Below are 12742 nucleotides of genomic sequence, written 5' to 3'. Positions count from 1 at the left end.
TACGGGGTTGAGGGTGTAACACCCCCATGCATTAGCGGGACTGGTATGACTGTAAACCTAATACAGCCAAGAAAATCACAGAATCCGGTTAAGTACCTATAAACGCCTAAGACACTTTCGCAACTCCTGCTTGGCAAAGCACAAAATCGCATTGAGCGAGCAAGCGCCCCGCCAAGACCTGACCGGCATCGTGGATACGCTTCTGCTCGATGACATAACGCTCTCGGCCCTCCGACGTTTCGATCAATATCGCCTCGTAGCCATAATCCGAGAGGTCGTAAGGGCTAGCTCGCATGTCGAGCTCGCGAGCATCCAAAGCAAGCAGGAAACAATCACGCATCAGGTCCGACCCGATCCAAGGGCTTCCCTTATAACTCCAGCGGTAGAGGTCCATGTTGAAATGGATGCAGCCAAATTGTTCGTAGCTGTCCCGATCCTCTTTCTGAGGTTGCAGTTCGTTAAGCGGACGGGCCTCGGGGGTGAAGAATCGGAAAGCGTCAAAATGCGAGCAGCGGATGCAGCCATTTTCCACGACTTTGGCGACTTCACCCTTGGAAAGCCGCAAGGGCGTGGTCTCGTGCCGGATTTCATCCGCCTTGTACACCATCGCCCATTCGTGCAACCCGAAGCAGTTGAATCGTGCCGGTCTCGCCCGAGCGGCCCGAATCAAGTTAGCCGTCCAAGCGATTCGCTTTAACTCTTTCTCTGAAATAGCAGTGAAATCGAGCCCCACGCCCATCTCTGTTTCCCGGTACCTCGGATCGGACAAAAATTGGCGAGCCGCCTCCCCTTGCAGAACTTGAGTAGGATCCGGTCGCCACCTTCGCATAACGGTGCGATTGAGCTGATAGTAGGCGAAGAGAAAATCGTGCACCGGATGTTTGGTGCGGCTGGAACGGCGATACCGATAGGCATCGATGTAAGGGCCGACCACATTCTCGTGCGTCTCCGCACGGGCCTGCCATGAGGCCTCGTCAATAGACTCGAAAACGCTGTCTTTTACAGCGGTTTGCTCGCAATCCACGACTCTATGTCCTCCTCGAAATAAACGTCTTCTAGAGCTTCCCTCGCCCACAATTCCGTTTTGCCCAGCCGATCAAGCACACGGGCAGCCATGACCTGCACCGCAGGAACTTCGCTCCATACGGACTGGCAGGCGCACCGCCAATGTCCGACATCCAGACGCTTCGGATTGGAGAGCTGTTCGCTACAGGTGCCACAAAGAAAGATGCACTTATCGAGATCCGGCTCCTCTTCTTCGGGCGGAACCTCGAAAACACGAAGTGGCGTCCCGGAAGCCTCGCAGAGCTCGCACTTGGCCCCAGACCTCCGAGTAAGGTCCTTTCCCAGAAGATTCAGTGCCGCCTGCCGGGCCTGATGCTTTTCCAATCCTTTCGCCATCGCCGTATTTTCGGGAAGCTTTGCCAGCCCCGACTCGATTTGGCAACCCTTTGCGCCCTTCGCCGAGAGGATCAACTCTCCCGCCGATCCGAGTCGAAGGCGTCGCCAAGCGACTCGACCAAGCGAATATTGTCCTCCCGAGCTTGCTGAAGATCCGAAGTCATATCGTTGATCGCCGATAACAAAGTCGCCATTTCGTCGTCGCGGCGTATCTCGATTTTCCTCGAAAAATCCCCCGCCGCAACTGCCTGCACCTGTTCGACCATCGCGTCGATTGGCTTCTTGAAGTGCCGCGACATCCAAGTCGCTATGAACCACGACACCACCAAGGTGGTCATTAGTCCGATCCAGCCGGCGATCCGAATTTGGTAGAGTTTTTGACGGACCTCGTTCACACGCATATCCACGCCCACCAAGTACTCGCCCTTCCCGTTTTTAAGTGGGGCGTAGCCGGAGAAAAAGGTCCCCCATTGGTCAGTCGTCAGACCGGAGTCGGCTGAAGTCTGCAAAAAGCCATCCTTCAATTCATCTGTCGCCGATTCGTAAACATCACCCGGCAAGGCCTGAGCATCCGATTCGTCAGAATCGACTACGAAAACGACTTCCCCGTCCTGAGTCTTCCGCATGACGTAGAGGAATGCGATGTCGCTGTTGCTCCGTTTCATCGCCCGCAAGGATTCCAGAGTTTCACTGTAGTCTAGTTTCTCGGTATCCTCCTTAAAGCGGATATCCCTAAGCTGATTGGCGTCCAGCTCCTGAGCAATCAAAGATGCCGTGCTGCCTAACCGGTGTTTGAGTTGCTCAAGGATACTGTCGCGAGCCATCAAGTAAACGAAGCATCCTACAGCGCTAGATACTAAGAGTGCGGCCAGAAAATGGGATACGAACAGCTTTCGGTGTAAGGGAAAGGAATGTTTCATGAAGCAAAGAGCGGGGATTAGAGGAGAAAAAGGGGAAGCGATACTGGGAATCTAAAGAAAAACACCCTACTCGCTGCCACTCCAAGCCAAGATTACCCAGAGAAAACTCTCTATATTCAAGCGGAGTTCGTAGAGTGTTCCCTCTAAAATGCATTATTTCTGTTGCGGGGATTAGCTTGGAAGGCACAAATTTGAAGCCATACTACTTGGAGTACCACCAGTAACTGAGCGGATTCACTCACTCTCCAAACGTTGGAGAACCCACGACTCGCTCGACAGCCCACGCCAAAAGATGGATCAGATCAATACCAACGCTTCCTTCAATACAGCACGACTCTACCAAAACCATCAGCTGCAGCAAAAGCCCGACTCTACCTCCCCTGTCCAATCGTCACCCCAAAATCGGGAGCAGCAAGTCGAGAGCAAGGACTTCTCCAGCATGTTCGACGACAACGCTCTGTTGAAATTGCAGGGCAACCTTGAGGCAATCGCCCAGATGGCTGAGCAATCCCTCAAAAAGATCGATGGCTAGACCATCCGCCTGGCACCCTTTTTAAATTGGCGGGCAGGCAAAATCATTGCGCATCTGCGATCGAGGGCTAGACCCTTCTCTCATGGCTGATCTAGGCGAATTGAGAGAAGAATATGGTCACGACTCACTGACCGAAGAATCCGTAGATCCTAATCCGATCGAACAATTTCGGGTTTGGTTCCAGGAGGCCATGGATCGAAAGGTCACTGAGCCCAACGCCATGTCATTGTCCACCGTGGACGAGTCCGGCCAACCATGGCAGCGAATCGTACTGCTGAAAGCTTACGACAACAAAGGCTTCGTCTTCTACACCAACTACGATAGCCGCAAAGGCAAACAACTCGCCAACAATCCCAAAACTTGCGTCCTCTTTCCTTGGATACTATTAGAGCGCCAAGTCATTGTTACGGGCACCGTGGAGCGAGTTTCCACCGCTGAGTCGCTCAAGTACTTTAGCAGCCGCCCCTTTGGAAGCCGCCTAGGAGCATGGGTTTCAAATCAAAGCAAAGTGGTTTCCTCCCGCTCCATATTGCTGGCGAAATTCGAGGAGATGAAAGCCAAATTCAAAGACGGCGAAGTCCCCTTGCCCTCCTTTTGGGGAGGCTATCGCATCGTACCAGAGACAATCGAATTTTGGATGGGTGGAAAGTCCCGAATCCATGACCGTATCTACTACTCAAAACAGCAGGACGGAGCATGGAAGATCGAACGCCTTTCTCCCTAGGCCAAAGGCCTTAAACCTGGATTGCCGGTGACCAGCAAGTTGTGCGGCCGCCAATGTTTTCTCGCAAAAGCGGCTCTCCCGATACAGGGCAAATGCCGCCGTCCTTCCAGCGATGCTTGAAGAGCCAGGATACAGGCGGGTCGCTGTAATCTTTGCCAATGATCCGCAAAGCCTCCGAACTAACCCAACGGATTGAATCAAAAAGCTCTGAGCGCTCCGAATCGTCGAGGGATCCGAATTTTCGATCCGGCCGGATACGAGCCCGCCATAGAATCTCATCGGCCATCCAATTCCCTATACCGGGAAAGAGATCCTGCTGAAGTAACAGAGCTTTCAATACACTCCCTTTCCTTCGAGCTAGCATCGAATCAAACCAAGCCCGATCGAAACCGTCTGTCTGGGGCTCCGGTGGCAAACGCTCCCACCACGAAGGTAACTTGCCCTCCTCACTTAGGTGCAGCTCCACCCGCCCGAACTGCCTAGGATCCCGAAAAACGAGAATCGATTCTTCGCTCTGGAGCGCAAAATGATCGTGCTTAGCTTCGGGATAACCTCCCGGGCAACGGTGTAACGAGCCGGTCATGCCGAGATGGACCTCCAAGTTCACTCCGCCTGAAAAAGAGAAAAGCATCCGCTTTCCGTGCGTGTATCCAGCGTTTAAGGTCAGACCCGAAATTACGGTCGGCAGTTCGACTGCGTCTAGTTTTCGGCAGCAACGGGTTCTCGCATGCAACCAAGCAAGCCCGAAGGACTCGCCGATCGCAGCTTTCCAATGCGAGCTGTGAAAAAATACCTCAGCGAGCTCAGGCACAAGTGGAACGGCCTTTGATTAACGAATTTGCCAGCGATAGTGGTAGGAGCTGAGCAACTCTGCTCCATCGTCACGAACCGCAACCACATCCTCTATTCTGCAACCGCCCAAGCCCGGATAATACAAGCCCGGCTCAACCGTAACGACTGCATTGCGTTTCAGCTTATTGGATACGATTGAAACTCGCGGAGCTTCATGAACCTCAAGTCCGAGCCCGTGACCAGTTCCATGGAAAAAGCCTTCCGCCCCATTCTCGCCACGAGTCGTCTCATAACCGAGTTCCGTAAAAGTATCCACTACACCACCATGGATCGCCTTTCCGTTCACACCGGTCTTGATCGCCTTGATCGCGTCTTGTTGAGCTTTGAAAACCGCATCGACCAGGGCTTTCTGAGCGTCCGATGCCTTCCCTTTCAAAAAGGTGCGGGTCATATCGCCATGGTATCCAGTTTTCGATACGCGTGGAAAGACATCTACGATGATCAGCTCATTGGCGCGAAGCGGACCGTATCCTTCACAGTGCGGATCACAAGCTTGATCCCCTCCCGCCGCGATCGTGCCGGAGGAAACGGATCCCGCTTCCAAACAAGCCACTTCGATGAGACTGCGCAGTTTTTCTGAGGTCAGGACCTTTCCGTCCAAATAGAGTTTTCCCTTTTTAACGACGCTTTGGCGGATGGCCTTTTCAGCAGCTCGAATACCTGCCGAGCTACAACGATTTCCTTCGCGAATGAAGCCCAGCTCTTCTTCCGTTTTGACTTCGCGAGCGGGAAAGATGCTACCATCGCAAACGTCAACCTTCAGCCCCAATTCGAGCATCTTAAAGGCAAGCGAACTCGGAAAATCCGCAGGTACCTTGAAGGTCTCTATCTCAAACTCGTCAGCAATGGTTGCCACAAGCTCTGGGTAGCCAACTTTGGCCTTTTCGAATTTCTCCCGAGCCATCTCGAGCCAAACCTCGAGAGATAGCACCTCATCAAAGCTGGATTCTTTCAAACCTCGGGCAAACTCAAGCTGGTTGAGCAAGGCGTACCACTTGCGGCCCTTCTTAAAGGAGATGAATGCGTCGGGTACTGAGAATCCACCCACGTAGAGATGATCCGCGCTCTTTTGGGTATCGGCGAAAATAAGGGGAGAAGCAGACGTCTTGGTCACTCGCTTAGAGGCGCTTTTTTTCTTTGGCATAACGAGCATGCAAGCTCGCCGCGCCGTTTCTGTAAAGATCCGAACGAAGCGAGCTCCGCCCTATCATTGATCCGCCACGTAGGCTTCCAACATCTCCCGCGAAATCCGGTGTTTTCCCGCGCAGCGGGGACAATTAACCTCGATCAATTCTTCGCCCAAAAATAGACCTTCCGGATCTGCCAGAAATGTCGGAGCCAAAGCGCCTAGGATGCGGTTTTGATTACAACCACAGTGCCAGCGTACGAAGCGTGTCTCCAAATCCACTACCTCTTCGGTAGCTTCGATACCGCGAACGTCCTCAGTGGTAAGCGTATCGAACCAGTCTTCATCGTAGTCCGGGTGCGCAGCGACGATGGCAAATACATCCGGCTCCAGTCGAAAGAACTTGGCAGGCCTTTGCTCGCTGCGGCGATAGAACTCTTCGACTGCGTGAATCATGCTGCCGCCTTGAAAGCCGACCACCGAACGGTGTGGCTCGCGATTTAGACGAACCAAATCCTGATAAAAGCTGTTCTCCTTAGCCTCCTTGACCCCCTCGTCATAGATGCGCCCAACTACATCGCCTGTACCCGTATCGCCCGCCAAAAACACGTTTACCAAAGGCTCTTGGAAATTGACGGTCCACGCTAGAATGTCATTCCGCGGACGCGAGATGCAGTGCAGGCTGAACAATGCCAAAGCCTCTTTCAGGCGATCGTCAAGATCAGCAGCTAGCTTCAGATCGTTGTCCTTGAGGTGGAGGTAATAATCTACGAAAAGCGGGCCAAAATCTGCCTTAGCGTAAAGCATGTTCCGGCCTCTCACGAAGCGTGACTTGATGGATAGAACGTCGTTCTCCTGCTGCGAGTCGTTGTCAGACATGAAATGGTTTTGACGAAACACTCGCCTCGTCGTCAAGCCCGAGGCGCGGAAGCCAAGGAAGCCTTCACTGCGAGAGAGCGGACTCGTTTAGCTGCTGGCGGAGTCTGCTGGCATTCTCGGCAAACGCGATCGCCTGCGGATGATTGGGAGCGATCAGCAGCAACTCGTCATAAGCGGACAAGGCTCGCTCGGTCTCACCTATTTCCTCTCCCAGAACTGCCAAGCGTTCCAGAACCTCGATCTTGATGGACTGCACCGGAACTCCCAAATCATACGCTTTCTTGAGATGTTTAAACGCTGATTCCGAATCCAGTTCGAAAGCCACATAAGCTTCACCCATTATCCGGTGGGCATTCTGCTTGAGCTTCGAGATGCTAATTTTATTGAGCATCGGTTCCAAATCCTGGATACGCGTCAAAACTTCATCGCCACTTCCGTCGTCGTCGTAGATGTGCAAGGTCGCATATTTCACGAAAGCCATCTGCCCAAAGAAGCGTTCCGGCCATTTTTCATAAAGGTCCCAGTACAACATCTTTGCTTTGGCGATATCCTTCTCGTAAGGGTTCGACTGAACGACACGAGCCAAGTAGTAGGCGGAGGCCAGTCCGATCGCATCACTGGAGTTGTCGGAAATCAAATTCTCGAAGATGCGCTCTGCCACTTTGTAAGGCTCTTCTTCCTCGACCTTCAGCTTACCATAAACCGTGTCCAAAGCTTCCGTATACAGAGCGAGCCGATTGTTGTTTTTGCCCAGCGAGCGGAGCCGGTTAAATTCCGTCGACTGTCCATGATAAATCAGCATGGCCTCTTGTTCCCAGATAGGACGTTCTTCATCCTGCGCCTTGAGCTGGAATGTAGCGAGCAAGAGCAAAGCTGGAAGAATTCGCAGGAGTGCGGGATAAGTCTTCATAAGCGGAAGTGAGGTCGGGGGACTTGGGCTTGTGTGTAACCGGTAATCGAAAAACACGAGCACGCAACCTGAGAATCTCAAGCCTTGGCAAGAAACCACTACGCGACAATGGGGAAAGCAGATTCCTCCTTTGCTTGCGCCAGTCCGATTTTGGTGGGACCCTGTCGATCCACCTGCCCCTTAAACGCCTTGATAGCGATGTTGCCAAAACGCCGACTCATCCAAGCTGCCACTCTTTGCCTGATTCTTACCTTCCTTTCAGGCTGCGTCTATCTACGGCTTCTTCGCTTCAAGAACCAGCTTGCTGACTTCGACCAAAATGTAGTGGTAGAGGACTCTCACGGGCTATCCCTTCAATTTCCAAAACCTGTGGTGCGAGACGAGGATTTCATTTTCATTACCGAATCAGCCCCTACTCGAGTCGAACAAATCGCCCACGGTCCCAAGGTCGAGGATTGGCATTGGAGATTTGAGAAGAAACGAGCCGAGGACGCGGGCAGCCCGTTCAGCATCGTTTTCATGACCCGCTTTGAGGACGGCCTCCTCACTCGGATCGATTTTGATCAGAAGCTCCTGGAAGCGATCCCAGAAGATTTCATCGTCGAACTCTTCCGCAGCCTCGGAAAGGCGAAAATCAACAAGCTCCGAAAAAGCGCCACTGCAGCGATGAGCCGAGAATCCTTGGACGGAATCGAGCTGCCTAGCATGTTCGACATTTCCGAGGTGATGGGACAACCCACCCTTAAAAGCCGAAAGGACAAGAGACGCCTTTGGCAGTACGTATTCAATTTCTACAACCCAAAGAACAAAGACCTCTCGGGACAATTCGCGATCGTCTTCACGAGCGATTCCGAGAGTCTCGATCAGGAGATCGAGGGCTTTGAATTAACAGGGAAAGCTCGCTAGAGAACTCTCCCCATGAACGCGGGAAGCTAGCGCGACATTTCCTCTTTGAGGTTTTTCGCCGTGAGCAAAAAGTAGACTTCTTCCGCAATGTTTTGGGCGTGGTCAGCGATTCGCTCCATCGCCTTTGATATGAAAACTAACTCCGTGCAATAGAGCACTAAGTCCGGATCAGATTTCATCTTCTCCACGAAATAGGTGAAATTTTCACGGTGCAAGGAGTCGACTTCCTTGTCCCTCTCGAAGATCGGGCCAGCTTTGGTTTCATCTTCGTCGATAAAGCAATGCAGCGCCTCTTTGAGCATGCCCACCGCCAAATCGCACATCCGCGGGAGCTGGCCTAATTGGCCAAAGGAACGACCGCTCTGAAGAATCTTAGCGGTGCGTTTGGCAATACTAGTCGCCTCATCGCCTACTCGCTCCAGGTCGTTGCTGGCCTTAACGGTTACGAATAGAAGGCGAAGGTCTCTGGCCACTGGGGCACGCAAACCGATGTAACGAGCTACCTCGTCGTCGATCTGCTTCTCTATATCGTCGATGCGGTCATCCGCTCGCTTGACCTCTTGAGCGAGGGCGATGTCCGACTCCAAAATCGCCTGCATGGCAAGGTTCACATTGTCGATGGCCTTTTCGCCCATCAGCATGAGGTGCGATCTCACGTCTTCGAGCTCTTCGTGGAAGTAACGTTTCATATCAGGGGGATAACGAGAGAGATTCCCTCATGGCGGGGAACTCCATCTGTCAAAATCAGTTGTTGGATCAGTTTTTCGGAAAGGCTACTAGCAGGGATCGCGCTACGCGATCAACCAAATCGACCTGATATGTAAGCTTCCGTCTGCTCGTTCTTCGGACTCATGAAAATCGTGTCGGTCTTCGCCATTTCAATGAGCTTACCCAAATAGAAAAAGGCAGTTTTGTCGGAAACGCGAGCCGCCTGCTGCATATTATGCGTTACAATTACGATCGTGTACTGGTCTTTAAGCGAGTGGATGAGCTCTTCGACTTTCGCGGTCGCGACCGGGTCAAGCGCCGAGCAAGGCTCGTCCATCAACAGGATATCTGGCTCAACCGCTAGGGCGCGGGCGATACAGAGACGCTGTTGCTGACCGCCAGAGAGGCTCAAGCCACTGGTGTCGAGTCTATCCTTTACTTCGTTCCACAAGGCGGCCCCCTTCAGGCAACGTTCAACCGTCTCGTCCAAAACGGACTTCTTGTTGATACCCTGAATGCGAAGGCCGTAAACGACGTTTTCGTAAATTGATTTCGGGAACGGATTCGACTTTTGGAAAACCATGCCCACCCGTTTGCGGAGTTCGATCGTGTCGACGCGCGGGTCGTAGATATCCGCCCCGTTGACCTCGATCTTGCCTCGGCCAATGCGAGCGACTTCCACGAGGTCGTTCATCCGATTGATGCATCTCAGCAGCGTGCTCTTACCGCAACCAGAGGGTCCGATAAAGGCAGTCACCTCATTTTCGAACATCTCCATGTTGATGTCGAAGAGAGCTTGTTTCTCTCCATAGAAAAAATCGAAATCGGACACGCTGATAAGCGGACGCGGCGTAGCTGGCGAATCGGAGGACATGGACGTACTGATCTTAGGAGAAGTGGTGACGGAAGGGTTATCTTTTAAAAGTGTCATTACCAGCGATATTTTTTCCGCATGCGGATTCTAAGCAGAATAGAAGCAAGAGCGATTCCGGCGACTATGAACAAAAAGACGAAAGCAGTACCGTACTGCATCCTCTCGGTGTATTCGTTTTGAGGAATTTTGGCGCTGACCACGTAGATGTGATAAGGCAAAGCCATCACCCCCTGGAAGAAGAAGTCTGACCACTTTTCCAATCCTTCCCAAGGAAGCTGGTCACGCATAGCATAGGCGGCCGTAAACATGATCGGAGCCGTTTCTCCCGCCACACGGGCGACACCGATGATAGAAGAGGTTAAGATACCTGGCATCGCGTAAGGCAGCACGTTGGTACGGATGGCCGTCCACTTGCTGGCCCCCAAGGCGAGCGACGCTTCCCGCAAGCCTTGAGGGATCGCCCTGAGAGATTCCTCACTCGCCGAGATGACGATGGGCAAGACCATGAATGCGAGTGTAAAACACCCTGCCAAAAGCGATACATTCCATCCCGCGAATCCGAAATAAACTGGAAGTGGCCAAAACTGGAACGCAGCTCCCTCGAAATCGCTGAATGAAAAGACAGGGCCTGCCAAAACGAAGAATCCTAGGCCAAAAATACCAAACACCACGGAGGGCACACCTGCCAGATTCAGGATCGAGAGGCGGATGATATTGAGCGTTTTACCCGGTTTGGAATACTCGCTCAGGAAAATGGCGCTGAGCACTCCCAGCGTCAGGGCGATCGACATAGAACCGAGCACCAGCAATACCGTTCCCACGATACAAGGCCAAATGCCGCCACCTGAATAAGCGTAAGTCGTGGAAGAGATATCGACCCCCTGCTCGGCTTCGAAGGCGCGGAAATTCGAATCGCTCAGTTCGTATTTCTGGCCGTCGTACTCGAATACGTGCAAAGTCTGCGGAGCTTCGGTGAGGAACTCGGTATTCACGAAGGGAAACTCGCTTTGGAACACCGTCTGACTTCCCTTGAAAATGATGGTCAGGAATATGACTGACGCGCAAAGCAGAATGAAATACGTGCTCAAGCGGAAAAACCACAGCACCACCGATTCGGTAGTCTTTGCTTTGGAAGGTTTCTCGTGAAAATCCAAGCCTACGCTCGGACGTTCTTTGGTTTTGATCATTTGAGTAGTCATGGTCGTAGATCAACCTCTCGAAATCTGGTACTTGAGCACGATCTTCTGAGCCAAGTAGTTAATGAGCAATGACAGCAGGAACAGAACCATACCTACCATAAACAGGGCTCGGTAGTGGATGCTGCCATTCACCACTTCGCCCAGTTCCTGAGCAATGATTCCCGTCATGGTGTGGACGGGTTCAAAAAACGTACCGATCCCGTTGGCGAAGTTTGGTATCTCGATACGGTTACCCGCGCAAAGCAACACAACCATGGTCTCCCCGATCACACGCCCAAACCCGAGAAGGATGGCGGAGATGATTCCTGAAAGCGAAGTGGGAACGATGATACGGAGAGTGGTTTGCAAACGAGTCGCCCCCATCGCGAGCGAGGCCTCCTTGAAGGATTTTGGCACGTTGTTGATGGCATCTTCCGCGAGCGTGAAGATCGTTGGTATCGCCATCAAAGCTAAGAGACAACCAGCCGTAAAAGCGGTCAAACGTTCGCTAATCGGAAAGAAGTCGAACCCAGATAGTATCGACCAACCGGATACTGAACGAACAAACTGTCCAAAAACCGCGATACCGAAAAACCCGATTACCACGGATGGAATAGCCGAGATGAATTCAATATATGGCTTGATGAAATTTTGCTCCGCGGGTTTCGCAAACTGGTTGATATAAATCGCGGCTCCGACTCCCAATGGGATGGCGATAAGCATGGCGATCGAAGCAACAAGGAGCGATCCTGTGAAAAGAGGCAAAATCCCGTACCAATCCTGAAAGGAGCTATTCGTCACCCATTCCTTTCCGAAAATGAAGGAGGTCACAGCGGCAGACATGCCCACTGTTTTGTCCGCATCCCACTCCGCCAATCGTGTTTCAAATTCATCGAGCTGAGCGATGAACATTTCACAAAGCTCGGCGAAACGCTCCATTTTCGCATCCAAGGACTCGATACCGATTTCAGGCAAGTTGGAGATCAGATTCGTGATCCCCGATTCCATGGTATCGTTCAGAGCCAAAAAGTCAGGCTCCCCTTCTTTCAGCATGTTGACGAACATGCTCAGGTCCACATCCAGCACTTCGACCTCCGCCGCCTCCTCATCTCGACCAAGGTCAAGCAGGTTTTGACGGTGCTCACGGAGGTTTTCTGACTCCTCATACATGTCGCGGGCCCCGATTGCGACCTCACTCATTTCGAGGGCGTATTCGCTAATCGGATATCCAAGGTCCTCGAAATCGTAGACAAAATCTTCGTAACTAGAGAGAACCTTTTTGGACTCCTGAAAACTCAATCCTTGGTCGCGGAGAATTTGCGTGTGTTCGCTGCGTATCGAGTTGAGGTAGCGATTTAGCTGCATAAACGCATCGCTCTCCTCCTTCATAATCTCGACGTATTCGAGCCCCGAAGATCGGTAGAGGGCGATATCCTGGCGGTATTGGCCAAAAAAGCCGATCCCTTCCTTGAAGAGGAAAAAAGTGATAAGAGCTAAGACAATGATGGAAACGAGAGCGTTTCCTCCAAACAGGCCTTTGAGCGCCTGATCCTTGTCCAAGCCGAGAATTCGCCTGCTGCGCGAATGCAGGTCGTAGCGATTGGTCTCTTCTTTGTTGTCCATGCGGGATCTAAAATTTTAGAGCCTGGAAATGGCTCTACGATTTTAAGGATCTAAATTATTGTCCCTCTGTAACGCGAACAGTTGGCGTCATCACGAGCAAAAAAACGGC

14 protein-coding genes are annotated in these 12742 nt (G+C 52.2%); 3 read left to right on the top strand and 11 right to left on the bottom strand.

What is annotated here, in order from left to right; translation table 11 throughout:
- Window positions 1–106: 106 nt before the first annotated feature.
- From H5P27_RS02920 to H5P27_RS02910, 3 genes are all read right to left on the bottom strand, one after another.
- Window positions 107–1024, bottom strand: a complete 918-nt coding sequence (locus H5P27_RS02920) for a 3-methyladenine DNA glycosylase (RefSeq protein WP_185658875.1) — start codon at window positions 1022–1024, stop codon at window positions 107–109.
- Window positions 1000–1401 (bottom strand): phnA protein, encoded by a 402-nt coding sequence (locus H5P27_RS02915; RefSeq protein ID WP_185658874.1) that lies wholly within the window; start codon window positions 1399–1401, stop codon window positions 1000–1002. The genes H5P27_RS02920 and H5P27_RS02915 overlap by 25 nt, the downstream gene beginning before the upstream one ends.
- A gap of 71 nt (window positions 1402–1472) precedes the next feature.
- Complete coding sequence (locus H5P27_RS02910; RefSeq protein ID WP_185658873.1) at window positions 1473–2321, bottom strand: methyl-accepting chemotaxis protein; 849 nt, start codon at window positions 2319–2321, stop codon at window positions 1473–1475.
- A gap of 292 nt (window positions 2322–2613) precedes the next feature.
- Here H5P27_RS02910 and H5P27_RS02905 point away from each other — a divergent pair, with 292 nt between their 5' ends.
- Both H5P27_RS02905 and pdxH read left to right on the top strand, forming a co-directional pair.
- Window positions 2614–2853, top strand: coding sequence for a hypothetical protein (locus H5P27_RS02905; protein WP_185658872.1), 240 nt, complete (start codon window positions 2614–2616; stop codon window positions 2851–2853).
- An 82-nt stretch (window positions 2854–2935) separates the two neighbouring features.
- Complete coding sequence (gene pdxH / locus H5P27_RS02900; protein WP_185658871.1) at window positions 2936–3577, top strand: pyridoxamine 5'-phosphate oxidase; 642 nt, start codon at window positions 2936–2938, stop codon at window positions 3575–3577.
- Window positions 3578–3587: 10 nt separating this feature from the next.
- On the opposite strand, the gene H5P27_RS20020 is transcribed toward pdxH, so the two are convergent.
- The 4 genes from H5P27_RS20020 to H5P27_RS02880 all read right to left on the bottom strand — a co-directional run bounded on the left by H5P27_RS20020 (window position 3588) and on the right by H5P27_RS02880 (window position 7344).
- The gene (locus H5P27_RS20020) at window positions 3588–4388 is read right to left on the bottom strand and encodes a DNA-formamidopyrimidine glycosylase family protein (RefSeq protein ID WP_185658870.1); all 801 of its coding nucleotides are present in this window, start codon (window positions 4386–4388) and stop codon (window positions 3588–3590) included.
- 18 nt (window positions 4389–4406) lie between these two features.
- Complete coding sequence (locus H5P27_RS02890) at window positions 4407–5573, bottom strand: M24 family metallopeptidase (protein ID WP_221774582.1); 1167 nt, start codon at window positions 5571–5573, stop codon at window positions 4407–4409.
- Between the two features lie 63 nt (window positions 5574–5636).
- On the bottom strand, window positions 5637–6434 hold the full coding sequence (locus tag H5P27_RS02885; protein ID WP_185658868.1) for a disulfide bond chaperone: 798 nt from the start codon (window positions 6432–6434) through the stop codon (window positions 5637–5639).
- Between the two features lie 64 nt (window positions 6435–6498).
- Window positions 6499–7344: a hypothetical protein gene (locus tag H5P27_RS02880; protein WP_185658867.1), complete on the bottom strand. Its 846-nt coding sequence runs from the start codon at window positions 7342–7344 to the stop codon at window positions 6499–6501.
- Between the two features lie 198 nt (window positions 7345–7542).
- On the opposite strand from H5P27_RS02880, the gene H5P27_RS02875 reads away from it, so the two are divergent.
- Entirely contained in the window at window positions 7543–8250 is a 708-nt protein-coding gene (locus tag H5P27_RS02875) for a hypothetical protein (protein WP_185658866.1), read from the top strand.
- Between the two features lie 26 nt (window positions 8251–8276).
- Here H5P27_RS02875 and phoU read toward each other — a convergent pair whose 3' ends face one another.
- From phoU to pstC, 4 genes are all read right to left on the bottom strand, one after another.
- Window positions 8277–8939 (bottom strand): phosphate signaling complex protein PhoU, encoded by a 663-nt coding sequence (gene phoU / locus H5P27_RS02870; RefSeq protein ID WP_185658865.1) that lies wholly within the window; start codon window positions 8937–8939, stop codon window positions 8277–8279.
- A gap of 110 nt (window positions 8940–9049) precedes the next feature.
- The gene (pstB, locus tag H5P27_RS02865; RefSeq protein WP_425511335.1) at window positions 9050–9889 is read right to left on the bottom strand and encodes a phosphate ABC transporter ATP-binding protein PstB; all 840 of its coding nucleotides are present in this window, start codon (window positions 9887–9889) and stop codon (window positions 9050–9052) included.
- On the bottom strand, window positions 9889–11031 hold the full coding sequence (gene pstA / locus H5P27_RS02860) for a phosphate ABC transporter permease PstA (RefSeq protein WP_246462473.1): 1143 nt from the start codon (window positions 11029–11031) through the stop codon (window positions 9889–9891). Before pstA ends, pstB begins: the two co-directional genes overlap by 1 nt.
- Window positions 11032–11040: 9 nt before the next feature.
- The gene (gene pstC / locus H5P27_RS02855) at window positions 11041–12633 is read right to left on the bottom strand and encodes a phosphate ABC transporter permease subunit PstC (RefSeq protein WP_185658864.1); all 1593 of its coding nucleotides are present in this window, start codon (window positions 12631–12633) and stop codon (window positions 11041–11043) included.
- Window positions 12634–12742: the final 109 nt, after the last annotated feature.

The organism is Pelagicoccus albus, from assembly GCF_014230145.1.
Lineage (GTDB): Bacteria > Verrucomicrobiota > Verrucomicrobiia > Opitutales > Opitutaceae > Pelagicoccus > Pelagicoccus albus.
The sequence above is the reverse complement of the archived record's forward strand: the minus strand, read 5'-3'. Positions and strand labels throughout refer to the sequence as shown.